The sequence below is a fragment of the Jongsikchunia kroppenstedtii DSM 45133 genome (assembly GCF_000380485.1).
Classification (GTDB): Bacteria; Actinomycetota; Actinomycetes; order Mycobacteriales; family Mycobacteriaceae; genus Jongsikchunia; species Jongsikchunia kroppenstedtii.
In genome coordinates this window covers 17,829-41,222 of sequence record NZ_AQYG01000050.1, presented here as the reverse complement: position 1 = coordinate 41,222, position 23,394 = coordinate 17,829, and the positions used below count along the sequence as shown (strand labels likewise).

Here is a 23,394-nt window from a genome sequence, read left to right as displayed (position 1 = left end):
GGGTGCGCGGCGATGACGCGTCGGCGCAGGCGAGTTCGACTGGCCGACGACTCCGGGATGGTCACCGTCGAGGCCGCCATCGCGATATCGGCGTTGGTCACGGTCGTGGTGCTGGCGGTCTACGGGATCGTCGGGGTCGCGATGCATCTACGCAGTATCGATGCGGCGCGGGAGGCCGCCCGTATTGCAGCGCAGGGTGATTCGACGAGGGCGACCGCGATTGCCCGCTCGGTCGCACCGCGCGGAGCCGCCATCTCTATTCGAACGGAGGGGGAGGTGGTCCGGGTACGGGTACGTGCGTCTGCGCCGGTGCTGCCGATCGACGTGGGTGCCGACGCGGTGGCGGCCCGGGAACCGTCGGCCGACGATGGCTAGTCGACTCGCCGATGACCGCGGATCGGCGACCGTAGCGGCGGCCTTCGCCTGCCTGGCGATCACCGCGTTCGTGGCGCTGATCGTCTATCTCGGTGCCGCGATGTCGGCTCGTCACCGCGCGCAGGCGGCGGCCGATCTCGCGGCACTGGCCGCCGCGGGCGCGGCGACGGATCAGTGCGCCGCGGCCTCGACGATCGCGGGCGCCATGGACGCGTCCGTCGCGAGGTGCACGATCGACGGCGCGGACGCGGTGGTACAGACCCGAATCACCGTGCGCCTGGGCATGTTCGGGATCAAGACCGCCCAGGCGGCGGCGCGTGCCGGCCCAGCCGACTGAGCACCCACACGGCACCCATCTTGTCGAGCGGCTCGTTTCCGTTGCCGCACTTGGGCGATTGGACGCACGATGGGCAACCGCGTTCGCACTCGCAGGAGGCGACGGCATCGCGGGTCGCGGCTATCCAGGCGTCGAAGGCCTCGAACCCGCGATCGGCGAAGCCGGCGCCACCGGCGTAGCCGTCGTAGACGAATACCGAGGGCAGACCCGTCTGCGGATGCTGATTGGTCGAAACGCCGCCGATGTCCCAGCGGTCGCAGGTGGCCACCAGCGGCAGCAGGCCGATCGCGGCATGCTCGGCTGCATGCAACGCGCCCGGGATCTGCGGATCGTCGATCCCGATCTGCGCCAACGACTCCGGGGTCATCGTGTACAGCACGGCCCGCGTCGGCAGTGTCTGCGGCGGCAGATCCAGGGCGACCGAGTCCAGCACCTCGCCCGACTTGAGCTTACGGAGGTAACCGATGACCTGATTCGTCACTTCGACCCGCACCAGCGACACCGTGATCTCGTCGTCGATAGTGCGCCGCTGCAGGGTCTCCACGATCTCGATATCGATCGTCTCGCGTGCCGACGTTGTCCACTCCGGATCCTCCGGATGCACCAGGGCCAGCTGGTCATCCAGGTTGAGTTCGTCGACCACGAATGATTCGCCCTGGTGGATGTGGACGGCACCCGGATACAGCGTCGACAGCGCACGCACGGCGTCGACCGTGCCGAGGAGTCGGCCGGTGGTGGCATCGCAGATCATCACCTGGCCGCCGATGCCGCCGCGAATATCGATGTCCGCGTGCGGATCCAGGCCGGCGGCCGGGTACCACCCCGCGGCCCGTCGCCGCAGCCGTCCCTGCTCCTCCAGCTCGCGCACCACCGGCCCGGCCTGCCACTGCTCGACCTCGCGCTCGGTCAGCGGTGCCTCCAACGCGGCGCAGACCAGCTGCGGCCCAAGGACATACGGGTTGGTCGGATCGGTGACGACCATCTCGACCGGCTTGCCGAGCAACGCCTCGGGATGGTGCACGAGATAGGTGTCCAGCGGATCGTCGCGCGCCACCAGCGCCACCAGCGATCCGGCGCCGCGTCGACCTGCGCGGCCGGCCTGCTGCCAGAACGACGCGACGGTACCGGGGAACCCGGCGACCACCACGGCATCGAGCCCGGCGATGTCGACGCCGAGTTCCAACGCGTTCGTGGTGGCCACGCCCAGCAGCCGTCCGTCGGCGAGGCTGCGTTCGAGTTCGCGGCGATCCTCGGCGAGATAGCCCGCGCGATACGGTGCAATCCGGTCGGCGAGGTCGGAATTCGCCTCGGCGACCAGACGTTTGGCGGTCAGCGCCGCCACCTCGACCCCGCGCCGACTGCGAACGAAGCACAGCGTGCGCGCGCCCTCGATCACCAGATCGGCCAGCAGCCGGGCGGCCTCGGTGGTCGCCGGCCGCCGCACCGGTGCACCGTTCTCACCGGTGATCTCCGGGATCATGTCCGGCTCCCACAGCACGACCGTGCGGGCGCCGGTGGGGGAGCCGTCCTCGGTCACGGCGACGCACTCCTCACCGATCAACCGGGACACCGACTCGGCCGGCCGGGTGGCGGTGGCGCTGGCCGCGATCACTACCGGGTCGGCGCCGGCGGCCCGGGCCAGCCGCAGCAGCCGACGCAGCACCAGCGCCGTATGCGAACCGAAGACGCCGCGGTAGTGGTGGCATTCGTCGACGACGATGTAGCGCAGCCGTCGCAGGAAATGCCGCCAACGATCATGGGCGGCAAGGATTCCCACGTGCAGCATGTCGGGATTGGTGAAGATCCAGCGTGAATGCGCTCGCGCCCACTGTCGGATCTCCGTCGGAGTGTCTCCGTCGTAGGCGCACGGGCCGATGTGGCTGAACTCGGGATCGCCGGCCAACAGCCGGCTGACGGCCCGGATCTGATCGTTGCCGAGGGCCTTCGTCGGCGACAGGTACAGGGCCGTGCTGCGCGGATCGTCGAGGAACGCCTGCAGAATCGGCAGCTGGTACGCCAACGACTTGCCCGACGCCGTTCCGGTCGCCAGCACGACGTGGCGCCCGTCATGTGCATGATCGGCCGCCTCCACCTGGTGCGTCCACGGCCGAACGATCCCGGCTTCGACCCACAACCGCCGCAAGCGATCGTCGCTCCACGCCGGCCAGTCGGCGAACGTCGCGGAGCGGGCCGGGATGACCGTGCTGTAGGTCACGGGCTCGTGATCGCCGGTCTGTCCGGCGCGGGTGCGCGCCAACAACTGTGAGCCGTAGTCGTCGCCGATCATCGCCGTCCGCACCTCCTCACCGGTGGCGTCGAAGTGTTGTTCGTGAGCCGGTGGCCGACTGGGTCGTTTTGTTCAATGCGGCCTTAATTGGCAACGCGCCGGTCTTCGACTATCGCGCGCACCCGGTTCATGGTTGACTTATCAGCGGTCGCAGCTTTCAGAGGCAACAGCTTCTGAGATCGTGTTGCGAACGTGGTACTGAAGGTTAGTGTGCGGCTTCCGCAAGCGACGCCAGTAGGTATGGCGGTCGGAACCGGCCCGGCGCGTGCGACTAGCGCGCCGTACACCGGTAGTAGAGAAGGAATACAAGGAATGGCACAGGGAACTGTGAAGTGGTTCAACGCGGAAAAGGGCTTCGGCTTCATCGCGCCTGACGAGGGCAACGATGACGTGTTCGTCCACTACTCCGAGATCCAGGGCAATGGTTTCAAGACCCTGGAGGAGAACCAGCGCGTGGAGTTCGAGGTCGGCCAGGGCACCAAGGGCCCGCAGGCCACCGGCGTTCGCGCCGTCTAAGAACTCGGCAAACCGAGACCCCCTCACCCCCGGATCCGCGAGAGCGGGCCGGGGGTGAGTTCATTTTTCAGCCAGGCGCACGCGGTTATCGGCGTGGCCGATCACCGTGGATAGGGTTGTAGGTGTGAGTCAGCTGTCCTTCTTCTCTGCGGAGACCGACGAGCCGTCGCTCGACGATCTCGCGGGGTTGCTGGCGGCGTCGGGGCAATCGGTCACCTTCGCCGGTGGCGTGCGGGTGTCGGTTGTGGTGGATTCGCAGTGGCGGGCCGAGGCGCTTGCCACCGAGATCACCGAGACCGGGCTGACGGTGCATGTCGGAGTCTCGGACGAGGGCTCGCCGCTGGTGCGCACCGAATCGACCAGCCGACTGCGCGACCTGCATCAACGGTGGACGCGCGGCGCGATCAAGACGATGCCGGCCGGCTGGGTGCCCAGCCCGCGCTCCCTGCGGATGTGGGTCCTGGCGGCGGGCGATCGGGAGGCCGACCGTTACCTGTTGGCGCTCGATCCGCATGCTGTCGACTCGCATGCCCTGCTGGCCACCGCGGTGATGCGCGCGGGCATCGCGCCCACACTGGTCGGTACGCGCGGGCATCATCCGGCGCTGCGGATCGCCGGAAAACGGCGGCTGACCAGGCTGTTGGAGAGCATCGGTGACCCGCCGTCGGTACCCGGCGCGGCGGAGCACTGGCCCACGCTCTAAGCGCGCTATTGCGTGCAGACTTGTGGCAAGCGTGTACCGTCTGGCCAGATAGGTGACTTTCACGGTCGCTGATACCTATTAATACGGGGTTGCTGACGCACGCCTCGATGTCCTGGAAGAAAGGTCGGACGCTGATGGCCCAAGAAGGCGTGTCACAGCCTCGTACGCGTCGCCTTGTCATCGTGGAGTCTCCGACCAAGGCCCGGAAGATCGCCGGGTATCTGGGACGTGACTACGTCGTCGAATCGTCCCGCGGACATATCCGCGACCTGCCGCGCGGTGCGGCCGATGTGCCGGCCAAATACAAAGGACAGCCCTGGGCCCGCCTCGGCGTCGATGTCGACAACGGCTTCGAGCCGCTCTACGTCATCTCCGCCGACAAGAAGTCCACGGTTAGCGAGCTCAAAGCACTGCTCAAGGATGTCGACGAGCTCTACCTCGCAACAGACGGTGACCGCGAGGGGGAGGCGATCGCCTGGCACCTGCTCGAGACCCTGAAGCCGAAGGTGCCGGTCAAGCGGATGGTCTTCCACGAGATCACCGAGCCGGCGATTCTGGCGGCCGCCGAGAATCCCCGCGACCTGGACGAGGATCTGGTCGACGCGCAGGAGACCCGCCGCATCCTGGACCGGCTGTACGGCTACGAGGTCTCGCCGGTGCTGTGGAAGAAGGTCATGCCGCGGCTGTCGGCCGGTCGTGTGCAGTCGGTGGCCACCCGCATCATCGTCGACCGTGAGCGCGAGCGGATGGCGTTCAAGTCCGCCGGTTACTGGGATATCGCCGCTGTGATGGATGCCGGGGCCGACGCTGCTCCGCGCACCTTCGACGCCCGGCTGGTCACGGTCGACGGTGCGAAGGTCGCCGCCGGCCGCGACTTCGATTCCAACGGGCAGCTCAAGAAGGCCGACGGGATCGTCGTTCTCGATGAGTCCCGCGCGACCGCCCTGGCCGATGGACTGCACGGCGCGATGCTGTCGGTGTCGTCGGTCGAGGAGAAGCCGTATACCCGTAAGCCGTACGCGCCGTTCATGACGTCGACGCTGCAGCAGGAGGCGGGCCGCAAGCTGCGCTTCACCGCGGACCGCACCATGCGCATCGCGCAGCGGCTGTATGAGAACGGCTACATCACCTATATGCGTACCGACTCGACGACGCTGAGCGAGTCGGCCATCAACGCCGCTCGCGCGCAGGCGCGAGAACTGTACGGCGACAGCTTCGTTCACCCGACGCCGCGGCAGTACACCCGCAAGGTGAAAAACGCGCAGGAGGCGCACGAGGCGATCCGCCCGTCGGGCGAATCGTTCCGCACCCCGGGCCAGGTCGCGTCGGCGCTCGAGACCGACGAATTCCGGCTGTACGAGCTGATCTGGCAGCGCACCGTCGCCTCGCAGATGGCCGATGCCCGCGGCACCACGATGAGCCTGCGGATCACCGGAAAGTCCAGTGGCGGTGAGGAATGCACGTTCGCCGCATCCGGCCGCACCATCACCTTCCAGGGCTTCCTGTCCGCCTACGTCGAGTCGATCGACGACCAGGCCGGCGGCGTCGAGGACAACAAGGAATCGCGACTGCCGAATCTTGTTCAGGGGCAGCCGCTTACCGCGGCGGCCCTGACCCCGGATGGCCACACCACCAATCCGCCCGCGCGTTTCACCGAGGCTTCGCTGGTGAAGATGTTGGAGGAGTTGGGGATCGGGCGCCCGTCGACATACTCGTCGATCATCGGCACCATCCAGGACCGCGGCTATGTCGTGAAGAAGGGCACCGCGTTGGTGCCGTCCTGGGTTGCCTTCGCGGTGGTCGGGCTGCTGGAAGCGTACTTCAAGCGGCTGGTCGACTACGACTTCACGGCATCCCTCGAAGACGATCTCGATCAGATCGCCGATGGCCACCAGGACCGCACGGATTGGTTGCGGCAGTTCTATTTCGGCGACCCGCAGTCGGCCGAAGAGACGATCGCAGCCGCTGGCGGCCTGAAGAAGCTGGTCGGCGTCAACCTGGAGGAGATCGACGCCCGCGAGATCAACTCGATCAAGCTGGTCGACGACGAGCAGGGCCGGCCGATCTACGTCCGCGTCGGACGTTTCGGTCCGTACCTGGAGCGCAATGTCGCTGCGGCGGATGCCGAACCGGATCTGCAGCGCGCCAACCTGCCCGCCGATATGACGCCGGACGAGCTCACCCTGGAGGTCGCCGAGAAGCTCTTCGCGACCCCGCAGGAGGGCCGCAGCCTCGGCGTCGACCCGTCGACCGGTCACGAAATCGTCGTCAAGGAAGGCCGATTCGGCCCGTACGTCACCGAGATCCTGCCCGAACCGGACGACGATGAGGGTGACGACGCCGATGGAGCCGCCGCGCCCGCGGTGGCGCCGGCTCCCGACCCGGTTCCGCTCGATGGTGATGGCGGCGTGGCCGTCGCCACCGAGAAGGCGACCAAGAAGGCAACGGCCAAGAAGACCGCGAAGAAGGCGGCCAAGAAGGCTGGTCCCAAGCCGCGCACCGGCTCGCTCTTCAAGTCGATGGACGTCGCGACCGTCACGCTGGACGACGCGCTCAAGCTGCTGTCGCTGCCGCGGGTGGTCGGTGTGGACCCGAACAGCAACGAGGAGATCACCGCGCAGAACGGCCGGTACGGCCCATACCTCAAGCGCGGCACCGATTCTCGATCGCTCACCAGTGAGGATCAGATCTTCGACGTCACCCTCGAAGAGGCGTTGAAGATCTACGCCGAGCCCAAGCGTCGCGGCCGGGCGGCGGCCGCACCGCCGCTGCGGGAGCTCGGCAACGACACCGAGACCGGCAAGCCGATGGTGATCAAGGACGGCCGTTTCGGCCCGTACGTCACAGACGGCGAGACCAACGCGTCGCTGCGCAAGGGCGACGAGGTCGCGACGATCACGATCGAGCGTGCCTCCGAGTTGCTGTCGGACCGGCGTGCCAAGGGGCCGTCGACGCGGGCCAAGAAGACCGCGAAGAAGGCGGCCAAGAAGACCACCGCGAAGAAGACCGCCGCCAAGAAGACGACTGCCAAGAAATCTGCGGCGAAGAAGACGACTGCCAAGAAGGCGGCGAAGAAGGCTCCCGCCAAGAAGGCCGCGCCGCCCGCCGAGTAGCGCGCCTTGCCGTCCGGGCGCCGCTGCCTAGGCTGTGGCCAGCGCGTCGTCGGTGGTCGGCAGATTGAGGATCGGCCGGGCGAGTCGCGTCTCGATGCCGCGGCCGCGCAGTTCGACACCCTCGCCGACCTGCCAGTGCTGGGCCTCTTCGCTATTGGTCAGGTAGACCGCGCGGGCCGATCCGAGGACCCGGGTGGGTTCGTCCTTGGCGAGCTCGGTGAGCCGTGCGGCCTCGTTGACCGGGTCGCCGATGACCGTGTACTCCAGGCGCTGTTGGGCGCCGATATGTCCGGCGATCGCCTTGCCGGCGGAGACGCCGATGCCGACGTCGAGGCCTTCGAGCGCCTCGAGTTCGACGCGCAGTTCCCGGGCTGCGGCCAATGCGTGACCGGCGAAGTCGGCGTCGTCGAGCGGTGCGCCGAAGATCGCCAGGGCGGCGTCGCCCTGGAACTTGTTGACGAAGCCATCATGGCGGCCGACGACGTCGACCACCACGCGGAAGAACTCGTTGAGCATCTCGACGACCTCGCCCGGCGGGCGGGTGACGCCGAGGTTGGTGGAGCCGACGACGTCGACGAACAGCACGCCGACGTAGCGCTCGCTGCCGCCGAGCTCGGTTCCCGACTCCATCGCCCGGCGGGCGACGTCCTCGCCGACATACCGGCCGAACAGGTTGCGCAGCTCGTTACGTTCGCGCAGGTCGTGGACCATGTTGTTGAAGCCGGCCTGCAGCTGGCCGAGGTCGCTGCCGTCGAAGATCTTGACCGAGGTGGCGAGGTCGCCGTCCTGCACCGCGCGCTGCGCCTGGCGCAGCTGCTTGATCGGGTCGGCGATCGCGCTCACCAGCCGGCTGACGGCGAGGAAGCCGAATGCCAGTGCGACGAGGGCCATCCACAGGATCGGCCGCTGCAGGGTGGAGACGTCCTGCTCCAACGCGCCCATCTGCTGGGCGACCACCAGGCCGGTGATCACCAGGAGCGGCAGCGCGGTGCAGGCCACCCAGAAAAGGACGATGCGCATGGTGACCGTGGGTGCGGTGGCGTCCTCGGGGTTGCCGGCCATCGCGGCGACGGTGATCGGGCGCAGCACCTTCTCGGTCTGCATGTAGCAGAGCGTGGAGGTGATCAGGCAGCCGACCGCGGTCGCGACCGCGACCAGCAGCGCCGCCCGATGCGAGGTCACGAAATTGAAGAGCGTGAAAATGACGCCGCCGACGAACCAGAGGCCGACGCAGACATAGGTGACCAGTGACGGCAGCCGCAGGGCTCGTCGGCGCGCGAATTCGCTGTCCACGGCGCCGCGGCGACGGTGCCACAAGAGCACCGGCAGGGTCAGCTGGATGGTGAGATAGGCGCCGACGACCAGGGCGATGACCAGGTAGCAGATGAAGAGGACCTGGTTGCGGCCGCTGATCTCGCCGAGCTTGACCGCCGTGTCGTAGGGCAGGCCGAATCGCAGGAAGGCGAAGGTGAAGACCGCGCCGATCAGGTTTGCGCGAAGCAGGTCGAGCGCCAGAATTGGCCATGGTGTGTGCACAAGCCAACGCAGCGTGCGCTTGGCGCGCAGCGTACGACTCGGATGCTCACTCACGCTAACGATGTTAGCTGTCTGCTTGCAAGAGTTACACAAATAATGTGAGTGATATATGCACACTCCCGGCGGCGTCGGATGGCTGTTTGCCGACGGTAGGGTTGACCTGTGACGACGGTGTTCGAGCGCTTGGTCGGTCAAGAGTCCATTGTGACTGAGCTCACCGCGGCTGCGCATGCGGCGGCGGGAGACGGCAGCGGGATGACGCACGCCTGGTTGTTCACCGGTCCGCCCGGCAGCGGCCGGTCGGTCGCGGCGCAGTGCTTCGCTGCGGCCCTGCAGTGCTCCACGCAGGGGTCCCCAGGATGCGGGACCTGCCATGCCTGCACGACCGTGATGGCCGGCACACATGCCGACGTTCGGCGGGTGGTGCCGGCCGGCCTGAGCATCTCCGTGAAGGAGATGCGCGACATCGTGCAGATTGCCTCGCGGCGGCCGGGTGTCGGGCGCTGGCAGATCGTCGTGGTCGAGGACGCCGACCGGCTCACCGAAGGGGCGGCCAACGCGTTGCTCAAGGTGGTCGAGGAGCCGCCGGCGCACACTGTATTTCTGTTGTGCGCGCCGACCGACGACCCCGAGGACATCGCGATCACCCTGCGGTCGCGCTGCCGACATGTCGGGCTCGCGATGCCGCCGGTCGAGGCCATCGCGAAGGTGCTGATCGAGCGGGACGGCATCGACGCCGAGCGCGCGCAATGGGCGGCATCGGTCTGCGGCGGGCATGTCGGCCGAGCGCGGCGCCTCGCCACCGACGAGAACGCCCGCGACCAGCGGAAGCAGGCGCTGGGCATGGCCCGTGCGGCCACCCGCGACGAGACCGCCTACGCGGCGGCCGAAGAGCTGGTGAATGTCGCGGCCGGCGCGGCCAAGGCGATCAGCGCCGAACTCGACGAGGCGGAGACCGAGGAGCTGCGCACCGCCCTCGGCGCCGGCGGCACCGGTAAGGGTTCCGGCGGCGCGCTGCGCGGATCGGCCGGGGCTTTGAAAGCGCTTGAACAGCAGCAGAAGTCGCGGGCCACCCGGGTGTCGCGCGACGTGCTCGACCGGGCGCTGGTCGACCTGGCCGCGCTGTTCCGGGATGCGCTCGCCGCGTCGTATGCGGCGCCGGTGGCGGCCATGCATCCCGACTATTCGCAGCAGACGCTGGCGATGGCCAAATACGCCCGGGCCGACGAACTGCTGCAGTGCGTCGAGGCGGTGCTGGAGTGTCGGCAGGCGCTGGAGTTCAACGTGAAGCCGAAGTTTGCGGTGGATGCGATGGTGGCGAAGGTCGGGACGGCACTGCGGCGCTGATCCCTGGTGGGGCCACGACCTTGTGAGGCGTAGGTCGCGGGTTATCGGCGGGTTCGAGTCAGTTTGGTGGCGACGCGGGTCAGTCGATATGCTTCGAGGCGCTGTGCTCCGGCATGCCGTACGGCCCGGGGGACACAACGCCGCCTTAGCTCAGTCGGTAGAGCGCTTCACTCGTAATGAAAAGGTCAGGAGTTCGATTCTCCTAGGCGGCTCGTAAACGGGCAGGTCAGATGGTCAGCGAGACCGGATGGCCTGCCCGTCGTCGTCGGCGCCCGAGTGTTCATTCATTGAGCGGACAACGGCGTTCTGCCCAAAATGTCTGCCTAGGATAAGCGCATGAATCACAAGCGGGTAGGGCAGCAGATTGTCGTCGCGCTGGCCGGAGTGGGTCTGTTGACCGCCGCGGCCGCATGCAGTGACTCATCGGACAGCTCATCGACAAGTAGTCCGGCATCGCCGTCGAGCTCAGCGTCATCCGTTGCCGATGTCTGCGACCTGGTGACCGATCAACAGATCCAGGACGCCGTCGGCGCAAAGCCGGACACCTCGAAGCCCGGCGAGGAGACGACGGCGGGCGAGTCGGTCTGCTACTGGAAGACCGGGTCGAAGTACCTCCTGACGCTGACCAGATATGCGGCGCCGCTGGATGTTACGGCGAAGATGGCGGAGCTCAAGTCCGGCTTGTTCTACGACGAGAGCCTGCCGTCCCCGGAGGTCGGCGACGAGTCCTTCTACCGGCTCGCCGGCCACAACGATGCCGCGGTCGTCGTGTTCCGCAAGGGAGACGTCGCGTACATGCTCGAGATGGGCAACACTGCGGACGCGCAAGTCAGCGAAGCGCAGGAGGCGGCGGCGCGGCCGCACGCGGTCGAGCTGGCTCAGGACGTTCTCGCGCACTGATCCCGTGGGGGATTCAGCGTCGGAGTCGGTGAACCCGCGGATGCTGAGCACCTGTACTACGTGCGGCCGGGCCCTCGTGAGTGATCCACCACCCCAACGGAATCCCACGGATCCGTCGGCTGCCACAGCGTCGGCAGGTGCAGGGACACCCCGTCGGCCGCGGCGAGCCGGCGGAGGATCCGCATCGAGACGTCGAGGTCGTCGCCGGCGTACGGCAGCGCCCGCAGCGGTTGGTCGAGGGGCCGGAAGAAGTCGTCCCAGTGGATCAGGACGACGCGGCGCGCCCCGACGGTTCGCACCGTCTCCTGCCAGTAGTCCTCGAAGTAGCTCTCCGGCTGCAGCCCGAGCTGCCCGATGCCGAGGTACACGACATCCGCACGTTGCCCGGCCAGCGCGCCCGTGACGAATCCGGCGCTGCCGACGACCAGTAGTCGCCGATCGGACAAACGGTGGTGCACCAGCGTCGACCACGCCTCACCGCAGCGGTAGGCCGATGCGCGAACCGGCGGCATCACGGGCGCGGTGATCTCTCCCGGGTATCGATCGGGTGGGCAGTGATCGCCCTCGAACAGGGTGATGTCGTAGGCGCCCAATGGGATCGGGGTGCCCGGATCGGCGACGATTCGCTGGTTCGCCGGTAGCGCATGACCGATGTTGGCGGTCGAGGTTCCGCCGACCAGTGCCGCGCCGGTGCGTTCGGCGACGACTACGGAATCCATCGCGTGATCGAAATGCGTGTGTACCGTCAGCACGGCGTCGAGGTGATAGACGCCGAGCCGGGTGAGCGCAGCGTCGATACGCGGGAGCGACGGCGACAGTTTGCGCAACCCGACGTTGAACAGGGATGGCCGGGAGAAGAAGCCGTCGGTCATCACGGCCGACGAACCGTCACGGATGAGCAGGGTGGTGACCCCGGCCCAGGTGACGGTCACCGATGCATCGTCCGGCGCGACACCGAGGTCGAAATACTGTTGGTAGTCGGCCAGTTTCGGCCGACCGGGCTTCAGGCGCATGCTGCCGACCCTAGGCCGTCGAGACGCAATGGTGTCGATCTGCGAGATGATCGGCGGGGCATTGCGTCCCTAGCGGCGGAATCGTCTGATCCCGACCGCTGGGTAGATCTGTCGCAACAGCGCGGTCTTGGCGGTGTATTGCGCGGAGCGCACGTCCGCGCTGAAGCCGCCGGTGTGCGGAGGCTGCTCGCCCGTCTGGGACATCGGGATCCAGCCGGATCCGAGGTCGATCAGTGACTGATGCTTGGTGGGGTAGTAGTCGTCGCGACCGGCGATCGTGACGCCCGACGCCCCCGCCGCCGCGGCCAGCAGATGGAAGTGGAACCTGGTGCTGATCCAGACCTGGTCGCTCCGCGCCGGAAGACCGTGCTGCCACACCGCAGAGAACGGCACAAGATCGGCTCCGGGCAGCATCGAGGCGAGTCGATCGAACATCGTGCGGTCCTGGCCGGGGATGCCCTCGACGAAGGCCGCGTCGTCGCCGGTGATGTGCCACCGTTCGATGAGTTCGGCGAGGTGCCGGTAGAGATCATCGAAATCGCCATGGGCAGAAGGATTGTCGATCAGATCGGACTGCACCACGAACATGAATCGCCGCGAGGCCGCGGGTGCGCGGGGGTCGAAGACGTCCGGATCGTGAATACCGAGCCAGGCGTCGTCGCCGGTGAACGAGGCGCGGCTGGTCGACCCCGGAAGGGTCAGGAGGTCGCGCGACTGCGAGTCGCGGACATCGAAAACATCGAAGTGTCGCATCGCGGTACGGATCAGGTCGAGCGCCGGCCGGTCCGGCGATGGAAGAAGGCCCTGCCCGGTGGCGGCCAGCGTTGCGCCGCTCTCCGCGCGGATCGCGGTCGCGATCGACAACAGCAGTTGGTGATGGGGCCAGATGGCGTTGAGGTATCCGCCCCCGAGGATGTGGACGGTGGTGGCGTTCCGCATCAATCGGATTCCGTCGACCAGCCTCGGCTCGATTCCCGGGGTGGCGACGATTCGCTGAACGTGCTCGGAGGCGGCGACGATCGGCTCCCTGCGCAGGCCGTCGATGATCCGCCACGACGTGTCGACCACCGTGAGGTCGGGGTGGGCGTGATGCAGGAGCGCCGATGCGTGGCCGGCCGTGTGGCAGTCGAGCACCACCGGCGTGTTCGGATGCGTCCTCGCCAGGGCGCGCAGCCACGTGCGTGCGATGAACTCGTCACCGAAGTTCGGGAAACCCGCCGGCGCGATCAGATAGATGAGCTCGCGGTTTCGGGAGCGTCGGAATCTGCGTGCGGAAGCCATCACAACCGACACTACGGATTTATCGGGTGTCCATCTCGCCCTTACAGCGCACTTTGCCCGGATGCACAGGGACCTCCAAGGCGGCGGGCACTGTGGGTAACGGCCGGTTCGGTTTCGCGGCCCGCGCGCGACCGGTCGTCAATCGGTGGATGCGATCGCCTCGGCCTTGATCTGCTCGAAGCGGGCACCCATCTCCTCGGCCAGCGCCTGCGCGGCACGCATGGGTCGCACCATGACCATGAAGTCGACGATCTTGCCGGCCTCGTTGTAGGTCAGGAAGTCGCAGCCGGTGATGTCCAGACCGTTGACCTTCGCCTCGAACACCAGCGCGTGGTCGCCGGACGGGTCGGCGATCTCGCGCACATAGTGGAAGTCCTCGAACACCTGGAAGACCGCCCGCAGGATCGCCGCGGTGATCGGCTTGCCCGGATACGGAGAGAATGCGACGGGACTGCGGAAGACGACGTCATCCGCCAGTTCGTCCACCGCGGCCTCGATATCGCCGGATTCCACTGCCTGACGGAAGCGATTCATGCTGCTCCTTCGAGTCATCGTCGTTACCGTCAGACTATGTGCTCGTCAGCCGCGCCGATACCGGTCGTCGCCGCCGATCGCGCCGCGACGGTGGTGTCGGCGGTGCGGGACGACCCGGCCGGCCGGCTGCGACTGCTCCGCGACATCTACGCGCATGGCCCGCGGGGCGGTCGCCTGCCGTACCAGCGCGCGGCCGCGGCGTTCATGCGCTGGCAGTGCAATCGCGGTGTGCTCGAACCGATCACCGAGGCCGGCGGCGGCAGTCCGTGGTGGCGCGCCGTCAACGAGTCGCTGCTGCGCGACACTGAACACGCCCGGCTACTGGCCGACGGCGCGTCCGGAGAGCCGGATTCGCCTGCGGTGTCGGCCTGGCTGGACTTTCAACGCCGGCCGTCGGCTCCCAGTTGGTATCGCGCACACAATGTTTCGGTCGTCGTCGGCTATCTGCGCCACCGCGAACTGGCGGCGGCCGAGACCCGAACCGAGCGGTTCTTCATCAATGTGGTGCTGCTGCGGGTGTTGTACGCCCACGCCCTCGTCGCCGCCCCCCGGCTGGCCTTGGGCTGGTTGGGGCCGATCGCGCCGCCGCTCGGCGACCCGCGGCTGGGCATGCCGGCCATCTTCTTGTCGTTACGCCGGGTGCTGCCCGAGCACTATCCGATCGACGGCGAGGTCGGGCCGTATCGGCGGGCCGAGCACTGGTTCGGTCGGCTGGTCGACATGGGCGTCATCGAGCCGCGGCTGGCGGCGCTCTATCGATGGTCGGCAGCCGAACTCGGCATCCCCGAGGTGGAATCGCTTCTGGTGAATGGTGTTCCGGCGTATTGCTGGGACCCTGCCGACCGCGACGACTGGATGATGCCGCTGACCGCGCCGCAACGCTGGGTGCGTCGGCTGGTGCCGGCGGGCGTCGACCAGTAGGACTGAACACATGCCGACCCCGGACTTCATCCTCGAACTGCGCGCGCACATCGGCCATGCCCCGCTCTGGATGATCGGGATCACCGCCGTGGTGATCCGGGATGACGAGGTGCTGCTGATCGAGCGGGCAGATAACGGAGCCTGGACGCCGGTAACCGGGATCGTCGAGCCAGGGGAGAACCCGGCCGACACCGCGGTCCGCGAGGTCGCCGAAGAAGCCGGCGTCGTGGCGGTGCCGCGGCGGCTGGCCTGGGTGCATGTGACCGATCCGGTGGTGCACGCCAACGGTGACCACGCCCAGTACCTCGACCACGTGTTCCGGATGGACTGGGTGTCCGGCGACCCGCATCCCGCGGACGACGAATGTTCGGCGGCAGGCTGGTATTCGCTGGATGCGCTGCCGGAGCTGAGCGAGCGCATGCGGCTGCGGATCAAGGCAGCGCTCGAGGCGGGTCTGGAGACTCGGTTCGATCAGGCGCCTAAACCCTGACTGCGCCGAAACCCTGACTGGCCCTGAAACCCTGACTGGAGCGCCTCGTCAACCCCGTATACGCCGGTCAAGGGGCGCTCCAGTCAGGGTTTCAGGGCTACCCGCCCGGAGTCAGCGGACCGCGCCGTCCGCGCCGCGGCCGACCGATCCGCGGCTTGCCGAGGAACTCCTCGATCGACGGCACGATTTGGTCGGCGTTCAACAGGATGTCGACATGACCGCCCGGGTGACGCGACAGCCGCGCCCGCGGCAGCAATCGATTCATGATGCGCGCGTTGATTATCGGGATGATCGGGTCGTCCTCGCCGGCGACGATCAGCGTGCGCTGCCGGATCGCCGGCAGCGCGTGGATCGAGGTCCACACCGAACCGGCCAGCAGCTGATGCAGGTAGCCGACCTTCGATCCGGCGTGCAACTGGCGCGACATCAGGTCGAAGACTTCGTCGCCGCGTTGGCGGACGCTCCCGCCGTAGAGGTCGCCCGCGATCCGGGCGCCATAGGCAGGGTCGCTGAATCGTCTGGGCGTCAGCATCTTTCGGAGCACGGCGGGATTCCCTGGAACCATGATCGCCCCGGTGCCGGTGGCGACCAGGATGAGTCGCCGGCAACGCCAAGGATTCTGAAAGGCGAACTGCTGGGCCAGCGCGCCACCCCACGAATAGCCGAGGATGTCGACCACGCCGATGCCGAGCCGGTCGAGAACCCGGCCCAGCACCCAGGCGAGATACGGAAACCCATACGGCAGTGCGGAATTCGGCGACTCGCCGGTGCCGGGGGCGTCGAAGCGCAGCACCGGCCGTTCGGCGTCGAGCGCGGCCACCAGCGGGTCGAGTACCTCGAGTGATGCACCGATCCCGTTGCACAACACCAGCGGTACGCCGGTTCCGGGCCGGTAGCGCACCCGGATCCGCTGCCCTCCGGTCGCGATGAACTGATCGGATTCGCCGAGGTCCGGCTGCTCGTCGGTCATCGTCATCGGGTCAGCCCGCCAGCACGTAGGTGCCGGGAGCGGGCGCGAGGCCCTCGTAGCCGGCGGTGCCCAGCATCGACGGTGCATCGATCTCGGCGCCGCTGCGCTCGGTGAGCCATTGCAGATGGTCGGGCCACCACGAATCGGCCGTCTTCTCGGTGTCGGCCAGCCATTGATCCGGCGTCGCCTCCGGGGCGACCTGCGCGGCCCGGAAGGAGGCCTTGGGGTTGCCCGGCGGGTTGACGAGCGAGGCGATGTGGCCGCTGGACGACAGCACGTAGCGGTTGTCCTTGCTGCCCAGCAGGGCCGCGCTGCGGTAGGTGGCCTGCCACGGGCAGATGTGGTCGGCGATTCCGCCGATGACATACGCGTCGGCCGTAATCGACTGCAGGTCAACGGCAGTTCCGAGCATCGTCGATGCGCCGGCGGTCACCAGATTGTTGTTCAGCCCCATCATCACCATGTCCCGGTGCAGCGCGGCGGTCATCCGGGTGGTGTCGGAATTCCAGAACAGCACGTCGAACGCGGCCGGGCTGCGTCCCTGGATGTAGTTGTTCACCCAGTAGCGCCAGACGAGATCCGTCGGCCGCAGCCAGGCGAACATCTCGGCCATCGCCCGACCATCCAGGTAGCCCTTGTTCGCCGACGTGCGGATGGCGGCATTGGCCGCGCGTTCGCTCGAAAGTGCCGACGCGAAACCGGCTTTCGACTGGTCGAGAACGGTGACGCCCAGCGTCAAGCCGGCCACCTTGTCGCCCTGGCCGGTGGCGAACAGGTGTGCCAGAGTCATGGCGGTCAGGATTCCGCCGGAGCAGGTGGCGAAGATGTTGGTCTTGTCGGCGCCGGTGACGGTGCGGGTCGCATCGAGGGCCTCGATGATCGCCTTGCCGTATGCGTCGAAACCCCAATCCCGATGCTTTGCAGTCGGATTGCGCCACGAAATGGTGAACACCTGCTGGCCGCCCCGCAGGTAGTGCTCCACGAGGCTGCGGCCCGGCGCGATATCCATGATGTAGTACTTGTTGATCACCGGCGGCACCAGCAGCAGCGGCACCTCGCGGACCCGTGACGTCTGGGGTGCGTACTGAATCAGTTCGAACATCTTGGTGCGCAACACGACCGTGCCCTTGGTGGTCGCCACCGTTTCGCCGACGTCGTACGCGTCGGGCTCCACCATGGCGGGCACGCGCGGCTTGCTGGCCATGTCGCGCACGAACGCCTTGAACCCCCGATAGGCCGACAGGCCGCCGGTATCGATGAGCGCCTTCCAGCCGAGTGGACTCAGGACCGGATTATTGGTCGGCGACAGGCCCTCGATGAGGTTGTCGAGGGCGAACCGCACCTTCTCGGCGTCGCGCCAGTCCAGTTCGGCGTCGTCGAACAGCCGGTCGGCGGTCTCGGCCGCGGCCAGGTACGCCTGCTCGATCCGATGCAGGACCGGGTTCTGCGTCCACGCGGGATCGCTGAACCGCCGATCGGCGCGCGCCGGTTCCCGGTGCGCCCGGCCGACGGCGATCTGTCCGAGCTCGCGGGCGAGGCCGGCACCGCGTTCGGCGACCGTCACCGGCTGCTTGGCCAGCGACATCCCGAACCGGGCGAGCGGGCCGCTCGGCAGCATGCGGCGACCGAACGACTTCGTCGAGTTGATCAGCAGCAGGTCGAGCGGGGCAACGATGTCATCAGCATCTTTGGCGGTCTTGGCAACCATGTCGGTACTCCTTGGGGCGGCTTCGGGGCGTACCTCAATGGTGGTCGCCATCACGCCGGATGGCGATGGTGCCGAGACCAACGTCGACGGCCTTCGGGTGTGCCGGACGACAATGCGATCGGTCACTCGGGTGGCGGTGCCGCCCTCTGCGCAGCTCGCTGGAACCGGCTGTCGACCTCGAACGCCAGACATAGCTCCGCGAGCTCGCGCGGCTTGGTGATGGAGCGACCTGTGAGTTCCTCGATGCGCCGCAGCCGATGGCGCACGGTGTTGGGGTGCACGAAGAGCGCCCCCGCGGTGTCAGCGGCGTTGCCGTCATGCCCGACCCAGGCGCGGAAGGTGGTGAACAGCGGCTTGCGGTCCTCGTCGGGCAGCCGGTACATCCTGCCGAGCACGCTCGTCGCCACCTCGGCGCTGATCTCGGGAGACCCGGTCGCCGCCAAGCCGAGGACGGAGTCGTCGAACACCGTTACGCCCTCGCCGGGGCCGGCCTGGGCGATCCGTGCAAACCGCAGCGACTGCGCCGTGTCCTGCAGCTCCGCGAACGGCGCGCTGACCCCGACCCGCGTGGTGGCTTGTCGTCGCAACAGCTCGATGACGGCGTCTTGGGTGCCGGGCGACGGCGCGTGCACGATGCCGATCTGTTCGTCGGGGAGCAGTCGCCATGCCGAGTAGACGTCGATGCCGCGCAGTTTGCTCTCGATGCCGGGCAGCGGCTGTCGGCCGATCGCGGAGGCGCGTGCGGTGACCGCGAGGTACGGCCCGCGGGTGGGTAGCCGAAGCAGTTCGGCCACCTCCCACAGGCTCTGCTCGGTGCTCAGCCGCCCCTGCAGGAGATGTTCGGTGAGGGCGGCCCGTTCGGCGGCATCGTCGAGCACCTGTTGTGTGGCACGTTCGCGGTGCGCGCTGGACATGGCGCCGATGTAGTTGTCCTGCGCCTCCCACATCAGCTCGGTGGCGCGAAGCAGTCCTTCGCGGCTGATCTCCGGGTGTTCCTCGGCGAGCTCGCGGAACTCACGCCACACCATGTGGAAGCCGATGCGGTAGGCGTGCACCACGGCGACCAGCGGAACACCGGTCTCGGCCCGGCTGCTGCCCGTGGCGGCGGCCATGGCGGTGTCGAACTCGCTGTTGCGCATGCCGTCGACGATGAAGTCGATGTTCGCGCGCACGGTGTCGGCGACCTGTTCCAGCGGCACGGCCGTCGACGTGCTGTAGAAGTCGACGTCGCGCTGGATCGCAGCGGCTACCTGCGGCGCAAGTCCGTCGAGCCGCTCGGCCAGGAGATCCGCGATGCGGCTGATCTCGTCCACCTGGTCAGTATGGCGAAATCGATGGCGGATTCTCGGCGCTTCACTCGACCCGGGTGCGTCGCGGTCGGCCGGGTGGTACTACGCGGCGAACCCGGACAGCCGACGCGGGCGTTCGATGCCCGAGTAGTCACTGGCGTCGCCGATGAGGGTCCGGCTCGAGTCCCCGGTCACGCTGACGGGAACATCGCCGGCCAGCGTGACCCGATGCAACTCTCGCTTCTGATCGCCGAAATCCGCGATGCCGTAATGCTGGGTGGCCCGGTTGTCCCAGATCGCGACGTCGCCGCGGCTCCAGTTCCAGCGGAAGGTGTTCTCCAGCCGGGTGATTCGGTTCTGCAGCAGCTGGAACAGCGGCTGGAATTCGATCGGCTTCAACTCGTGGAATTCCCGGGCGAAATGCCAGCAGCAGCGAGCGTTCCCCGGTCTCCGGGTGCACGCGCACCACGGGATGCAGCGTTTCGTAGGTGGTGTGCGTGAACTCGGCGTAGTACTCGGCGCGGCGCTCGGCGCTGACCCCGCCGCTGGCCTTCTTCGGGTCCGATTCGGTCGCGTAGTCGTACTTGTTGCTGTGCACCGCCCACAGGTCATCGGCCAAGGCGCGCAGGGCCTTCGGCAGCTGCTCGTAGGCTGCGACGGTCGATGCCCAGGTGGTTGCGCCGCCCCACGCCGGCAGCGTGACCGGCCGCAGGATGGACGCTTTCGGGATACGGTCGACGAACGTGACGTCGGTATGCCAGCTGTTGGCGGCGCCCTCGAGCTCGAGGAGTTCGGTTCCGTGCGACTTCAGCGTGGGATGCGGCTGGGTCGGCTCGCCGAGCAGCTCGGCGAACGCGTACTGCCCGGCATCGTCGAGGTGGTGCTGGCCGGTGAAGACGACGGTCTTGTTGATCGCGAGCGCGAGCCGGATGGCCTCGACCTGCTCGGATGGGACCTGGCCGCCGAGCGTGACGCCGCCGATCCGCGCACCAATATGTTCGCCCAGTTTGTCGACCGTGACGCCGGCTGCGGCATAGGCCTTCTGCGCCTGGGCATCACGGTCGGTGCGCTGCTCGACATGGGCGATCGTCATCGGGTGTCCTCTCGGCGGCATAACGGGTTCCGCCTGATTGCAGCACCCCGATGCGGCCGTGCCGATGGATTGCGCCACCCTGATCGCAACTGCCGACCGGACACTCAAGTACGCCGACCGGACACCGAGGTTCACCGACTGGACACTCACGCTCGTCGACCTGACATGTATGTCCACTCGGCGTACCTGACGGTCCACTCGGCGTGCCTGACGGTCCGGTCGGCGCAGGTCAGCGCAGCATGCGCTCGGCGCCGCCGATGAGGAATGACACCAGGTCCTCATAGAAGGCGATCAACTCGTCGTCGCTCATCCTGGGGCTGGAAGACCATTGGTCGACCCGACTGAGCGACTGCAGGAAGCTCATCACCGCGATCGGCCAGCGCTGCGCGATCCGGTCGGGGGAGGCATCAGGCAGCGCGCGATCGAGCTGCAGTCGCAGACGCTGCGCGAGCTCGTCCTGCGGGGTGTCGGCGATGGCCGGCCGGGTGTAGTCGCGCGAGACATGGACGACGATCTTGATCCAGCGGGTGCCCCGAACCCGGTGTGCCAGCAGCAGTTCCAGGTAGGGATCGGTCAGCGCGCGCACGACCGCCTCCAAATCGGGTGCCGGTCCGGCCTCGAGGCGATCGATGCGCCCCGAGATCGACTGCACCACAGCCGAACCCATGTCCAGCAGCACCGCGGACAGCAGGTCTTCCTTGGTGCCGAAGTGATAGTTCACCGCGGCCGCACCCTGCCCGGCGGCGGCGTTGATCGCGCGCACCGACACCGCGTCGACGCCGTGCTCGGCGAACAGCTTCTCGGCGGTCCGGATCAGCCGTGCCCGGGTGGCATCACCCTGGCGATTCGGCAGCACGCGACCCATGCCGGTAAGGATATCGGTCACGTGCTGCCATACCTGTTCAGAAGTGCCGGTCGAGCCAGCCGACCACCAACGCGGTGGTGGTGTCTGGATCTTCCAGCTGCGTCCGGTGCCCGGTGTCGGTCATCCGCCGCTCGAAGGTCTCGAAGTATTGCAGCAGATTGTTGGTGAGCATCGGGTGGCAGATCGGATCGTGGCGTGCCGCGATCATCAACGCCGGCACCGAGACCTGTGGGAGGACCCCGTCGGGGAAGTGTTCGGTGTGCACCTCCCAGTTCCGGAGGATGCTGCGATACCAGCGCAGCGGCCCGCGGAAACCGGTGCGCGCGTAGGTGTCGGTGTAGTACCGCATCTCCTCGTCGCTGAGCACCACCTCGCCGGGCCAGGTCGACTCGTCGTCCTTGAGCCAGTGGATGTACGACATGGACTCGGGATCGTGCCGGCCCGTCCGGGACAGGTTGGTGCCGCGGCCGGTGTCGCGGCGCATGAAGAACCTGAACGTGGCGCCGGGATCCTTGTCGAGCAGATCCTCGCACTCCTGAGTCTGGAAGTACGCCAAGTAGTTTCGTGGGCCGTACACCTGCTCGTAGAGCTCGATCGGATTGTGCTCCGAGTAGCCGAACGGTGTGTTGAGGGTGATCACCCCGGCCGCCGAGTCCGGCTGCAGATACGGCATCGACCACGACACCATGCCGCCGAAGTCATGTCCGACGACGACGGCCTTCTCATAGCCGGCGTCCTTGATCAGTGCGGCCACGTCGGCGGTGGTCTCCGCGATGCTGTACTTGCGGGGATCCTCCGGTCCGGTCGACTGCCCGTACCCGCGCATGTCGGGTGCCATGACGTGGAACCCGGCATCGGCGATCGGCTGCAGCTGACGCCGCCACGAGGCCGCCAGCTCCGGAAAACCATGGCAGAGAACGACACACGTCGCGGGTGACCTTGTCCGGGACGGCCTCGAACACGGCGAGTCGGGCGCCGTCGGTGTCGACGAAGCGAGGCTCGGGATGGAACGCGTCAGACATCGGCATCGACCTTCGCGGCCGAATCCAGGCCGCGCGGGAACACCATGATCTTGACGTGCTCGTCGGGCTGCCGGAGCGTGGCGAACGCGTCCGCGACGCCGGACAGATCGACGCGCCCGGTGATGATCGCGTCGGCGTCGATCTCGCCCTTGGCCAGCCGGTCGAGCACCGCCTCATAGGCCTTGTCGTAGGTGCCGTGGCCGAAGTTTACGACCATACGGCGCACCTGGCCGATCGCGGGGATGATTGTCTCGTCCTCGAACGGCGCCGCCATCACCTGAATCTTGCTGTCGAACGGGAGATTTCGCAGCATCCAGTCGAGCATGCCCTTGCGGCCGCTGCACTCGAAGGCGATCAGCATGCCGCCGCCCTGCCCGCCGTCGATGAGTCCGCGGCTCTGCGATTCGGAGTTGAATCGCTCGACGGGGTCTTCGACGGTGGGGTCGACGACGATGTCGGCGCCCATCTTCAGCGCCAGTTCGCGGCGCTTCGCCGACGGCTCTGACGCGATGATCAGCTTGGCGCCTCGGGCCTTGGCCGCCGCGACCGCCCCGAGACCGATTGTGCCGCAGCCGACTACGAGAGCGGAGTCGTCAGCAGTCAGGCCGGACTGCTGCATATGCATCTCGCCGACATGCAGCGGCTCGGCCAGGGCGGCATGCTCGAACGAGAGCCCCTCCGGAATGTGCCGGGCGAAGTACGTGTTGACGATGATCTGCTCGCCGAACGCCCCGTGATAGGTGTTGGAGTAGCCGATGATCTTCGGGAGGCCGGTCGACATGTCGACGGCGAGCCCGAGACCGGTGACCCGGTCGCCGACCGCGAAGTCGGTGACGTCGGGGCCGACTTCGGCTACGACACCGGCGTATTCATGGCCGAGGACGATCGGCTGCTCCGGATCATATTGGGCCAGTGGGTAACTGGCTGCAGTCATGACCTCGCAGAAGCGATGCGACCCTTTGACGGCGCTCAGGTCGCTGCCGCAGATACCGCAGGCGTGCACGTCGATCAGGATCTGGCCGGAGCCGAGGGCGGGCAGCCCTGCCTCCTCATTGAGACTGAACTCGTTGTTGACGAATTGAATTGCGCGCATG

At 67.5% G+C, this 23,394-nt stretch carries 20 protein-coding genes, 1 tRNA gene and 1 pseudogene; 10 read left to right on the top strand and 12 right to left on the bottom strand.

The genetic code is table 11. The features are described from left to right. Positions 1 to 12 precede the first annotated feature (12 nt). The gene (locus G341_RS0116190) at positions 13 to 375 is read left to right on the top strand and encodes a TadE family type IV pilus minor pilin (protein ID WP_051092855.1); all 363 of its coding nucleotides are present in this window, start codon (positions 13 to 15) and stop codon (positions 373 to 375) included. Further along, positions 368 to 712 (top strand): Rv3654c family TadE-like protein, encoded by a 345-nt coding sequence (locus tag G341_RS0116185; protein WP_018180207.1) that lies wholly within the window; start codon positions 368 to 370, stop codon positions 710 to 712. Before G341_RS0116190 ends, G341_RS0116185 begins: the two co-directional genes overlap by 8 nt. On the opposite strand, the gene G341_RS0116180 is transcribed toward G341_RS0116185, so the two are convergent. Next, the gene (locus G341_RS0116180) at positions 669 to 2,999 is read right to left on the bottom strand and encodes a DEAD/DEAH box helicase (protein ID WP_026303764.1); all 2,331 of its coding nucleotides are present in this window, start codon (positions 2,997 to 2,999) and stop codon (positions 669 to 671) included. The two genes, G341_RS0116185 and G341_RS0116180, sit on opposite strands and share 44 nt — an antisense overlap. A gap of 312 nt (positions 3,000 to 3,311) precedes the next feature. Between G341_RS0116180 and G341_RS0116175 the strand changes: the two genes are divergently transcribed. The 3 genes from G341_RS0116175 (at position 3,312) to topA (ending at position 7,331) form a co-directional block, all read left to right on the top strand. Then, positions 3,312 to 3,515 carry a cold-shock protein gene (locus G341_RS0116175; protein ID WP_008380101.1) on the top strand — a complete coding sequence of 68 codons (204 nt, stop codon included), beginning with the start codon at positions 3,312 to 3,314 and terminating at the stop codon, positions 3,513 to 3,515. Between the two features lie 124 nt (positions 3,516 to 3,639). Beyond that, positions 3,640 to 4,218, top strand: a complete 579-nt coding sequence (locus G341_RS0116170) for a hypothetical protein (RefSeq protein ID WP_018180205.1) — start codon at positions 3,640 to 3,642, stop codon at positions 4,216 to 4,218. Positions 4,219 to 4,325: 107 nt separating this feature from the next. After that, complete coding sequence (topA, locus tag G341_RS0116165) at positions 4,326 to 7,331, top strand: type I DNA topoisomerase (RefSeq protein WP_425402077.1); 3,006 nt, start codon at positions 4,326 to 4,328, stop codon at positions 7,329 to 7,331. Positions 7,332 to 7,358: 27 nt separating this feature from the next. Here the strand turns inward: topA and G341_RS0116160 are convergent, their stop codons facing one another. Further along, entirely contained in the window at positions 7,359 to 8,921 is a 1,563-nt protein-coding gene (locus G341_RS0116160; RefSeq protein ID WP_018180203.1) for an adenylate/guanylate cyclase domain-containing protein, read from the bottom strand. Positions 8,922 to 9,029: 108 nt separating this feature from the next. Between G341_RS0116160 and G341_RS0116155 the strand changes: the two genes are divergently transcribed. From G341_RS0116155 to G341_RS0116145, 3 genes are all read left to right on the top strand, one after another. Then, positions 9,030 to 10,214 (top strand): DNA polymerase III subunit delta', encoded by a 1,185-nt coding sequence (locus G341_RS0116155; RefSeq protein WP_018180202.1) that lies wholly within the window; start codon positions 9,030 to 9,032, stop codon positions 10,212 to 10,214. Between the two features lie 139 nt (positions 10,215 to 10,353). Further along, positions 10,354 to 10,426 (top strand) — tRNA-Thr (locus G341_RS0116150). Positions 10,427 to 10,550: 124 nt separating this feature from the next. Beyond that, positions 10,551 to 11,114: a DUF3558 family protein gene (locus tag G341_RS0116145; RefSeq protein WP_081622577.1), complete on the top strand. Its 564-nt coding sequence runs from the start codon at positions 10,551 to 10,553 to the stop codon at positions 11,112 to 11,114. Positions 11,115 to 11,170: 56 nt separating this feature from the next. On the opposite strand, the gene G341_RS0116140 is transcribed toward G341_RS0116145, so the two are convergent. From G341_RS0116140 to G341_RS0116130, 3 genes are all read right to left on the bottom strand, one after another. Continuing rightward, positions 11,171 to 12,127 carry an MBL fold metallo-hydrolase gene (locus G341_RS0116140; protein ID WP_018180200.1) on the bottom strand — a complete coding sequence of 319 codons (957 nt, stop codon included), beginning with the start codon at positions 12,125 to 12,127 and terminating at the stop codon, positions 11,171 to 11,173. Positions 12,128 to 12,196: 69 nt separating this feature from the next. Next, positions 12,197 to 13,408 carry a polysaccharide pyruvyl transferase family protein gene (locus G341_RS22290; protein ID WP_018180199.1) on the bottom strand — a complete coding sequence of 404 codons (1,212 nt, stop codon included), beginning with the start codon at positions 13,406 to 13,408 and terminating at the stop codon, positions 12,197 to 12,199. A gap of 138 nt (positions 13,409 to 13,546) precedes the next feature. Next, entirely contained in the window at positions 13,547 to 13,942 is a 396-nt protein-coding gene (locus G341_RS0116130) for a nuclear transport factor 2 family protein (protein ID WP_018180198.1), read from the bottom strand. Positions 13,943 to 13,978: 36 nt separating this feature from the next. Between G341_RS0116130 and G341_RS0116125 the strand changes: the two genes are divergently transcribed. After that, complete coding sequence (locus tag G341_RS0116125; protein WP_018180197.1) at positions 13,979 to 14,863, top strand: hypothetical protein; 885 nt, start codon at positions 13,979 to 13,981, stop codon at positions 14,861 to 14,863. A gap of 10 nt (positions 14,864 to 14,873) precedes the next feature. Then, on the top strand, positions 14,874 to 15,353 hold the full coding sequence (locus tag G341_RS0116120) for an NUDIX hydrolase (RefSeq protein WP_018180196.1): 480 nt from the start codon (positions 14,874 to 14,876) through the stop codon (positions 15,351 to 15,353). Between the two features lie 97 nt (positions 15,354 to 15,450). Here G341_RS0116120 and G341_RS22285 read toward each other — a convergent pair whose 3' ends face one another. The 7 genes and pseudogenes from G341_RS22285 to G341_RS0116085 form a co-directional block, all read right to left on the bottom strand. After that, a complete protein-coding gene (locus tag G341_RS22285; RefSeq protein WP_018180195.1) occupies positions 15,451 to 16,329 on the bottom strand; it encodes an alpha/beta fold hydrolase in 879 nt (292 codons plus the stop codon). A gap of 4 nt (positions 16,330 to 16,333) precedes the next feature. Continuing rightward, a complete protein-coding gene (locus G341_RS0116110) occupies positions 16,334 to 18,031 on the bottom strand; it encodes a PHA/PHB synthase family protein (protein ID WP_018180194.1) in 1,698 nt (565 codons plus the stop codon). Positions 18,032 to 18,153: 122 nt separating this feature from the next. Then, on the bottom strand, positions 18,154 to 19,344 hold the full coding sequence (locus tag G341_RS0116105; protein ID WP_018180193.1) for a PucR family transcriptional regulator: 1,191 nt from the start codon (positions 19,342 to 19,344) through the stop codon (positions 18,154 to 18,156). Positions 19,345 to 19,422: 78 nt separating this feature from the next. Next, a pseudogene (locus G341_RS22280) lies at positions 19,423 to 20,434 on the bottom strand (TauD/TfdA dioxygenase family protein). A 208-nt stretch (positions 20,435 to 20,642) separates the two neighbouring features. Next, positions 20,643 to 21,299, bottom strand: coding sequence for a TetR/AcrR family transcriptional regulator (locus G341_RS0116095; protein ID WP_245557021.1), 657 nt, complete (start codon positions 21,297 to 21,299; stop codon positions 20,643 to 20,645). 16 nt (positions 21,300 to 21,315) lie between these two features. Next, on the bottom strand, positions 21,316 to 22,173 hold the full coding sequence (locus G341_RS0116090) for an alpha/beta hydrolase (RefSeq protein WP_245557047.1): 858 nt from the start codon (positions 22,171 to 22,173) through the stop codon (positions 21,316 to 21,318). A gap of 119 nt (positions 22,174 to 22,292) precedes the next feature. Further along, positions 22,293 to 23,393, bottom strand: a complete 1,101-nt coding sequence (locus G341_RS0116085) for an alcohol dehydrogenase catalytic domain-containing protein (RefSeq protein WP_018180190.1) — start codon at positions 23,391 to 23,393, stop codon at positions 22,293 to 22,295. Between the last annotated feature and the right edge of the window lies 1 nt (position 23,394).

Bases quoted from the DNA above. Each gene is read 5' to 3' on its own strand.
- G341_RS0116190 (WP_051092855.1), top strand. From the start codon at position 13: ATGACGCGTCGGCGCAGGCGAGTTCGACTGGCCGACGACTCCGGGATG.
- G341_RS0116185 (WP_018180207.1), top strand. From the start codon at position 368: ATGGCTAGTCGACTCGCCGATGACCGCGGATCGGCGACCGTAGCGGCG.
- G341_RS0116180 (WP_026303764.1), bottom strand. From the start codon at position 2,999: ATGATCGGCGACGACTACGGCTCACAGTTGTTGGCGCGCACCCGCGCC.
- G341_RS0116175 (WP_008380101.1), top strand. From the start codon at position 3,312: ATGGCACAGGGAACTGTGAAGTGGTTCAACGCGGAAAAGGGCTTCGGC.
- topA (WP_425402077.1), top strand. From the start codon at position 4,326: ATGTCCTGGAAGAAAGGTCGGACGCTGATGGCCCAAGAAGGCGTGTCA.
- G341_RS0116145 (WP_081622577.1), top strand. From the start codon at position 10,551: ATGAATCACAAGCGGGTAGGGCAGCAGATTGTCGTCGCGCTGGCCGGA.
- G341_RS0116140 (WP_018180200.1), bottom strand. From the start codon at position 12,127: ATGCGCCTGAAGCCCGGTCGGCCGAAACTGGCCGACTACCAACAGTAT.
- G341_RS22290 (WP_018180199.1), bottom strand. From the start codon at position 13,408: ATGGCTTCCGCACGCAGATTCCGACGCTCCCGAAACCGCGAGCTCATC.
- G341_RS0116130 (WP_018180198.1), bottom strand. From the start codon at position 13,942: ATGAATCGCTTCCGTCAGGCAGTGGAATCCGGCGATATCGAGGCCGCG.
- G341_RS0116125 (WP_018180197.1), top strand. From the start codon at position 13,979: ATGTGCTCGTCAGCCGCGCCGATACCGGTCGTCGCCGCCGATCGCGCC.
- G341_RS0116120 (WP_018180196.1), top strand. From the start codon at position 14,874: ATGCCGACCCCGGACTTCATCCTCGAACTGCGCGCGCACATCGGCCAT.
- G341_RS22285 (WP_018180195.1), bottom strand. From the start codon at position 16,329: ATGACGATGACCGACGAGCAGCCGGACCTCGGCGAATCCGATCAGTTC.
- G341_RS0116110 (WP_018180194.1), bottom strand. From the start codon at position 18,031: ATGGTTGCCAAGACCGCCAAAGATGCTGATGACATCGTTGCCCCGCTC.
- G341_RS0116085 (WP_018180190.1), bottom strand. From the start codon at position 23,393: ATGCGCGCAATTCAATTCGTCAACAACGAGTTCAGTCTCAATGAGGAG.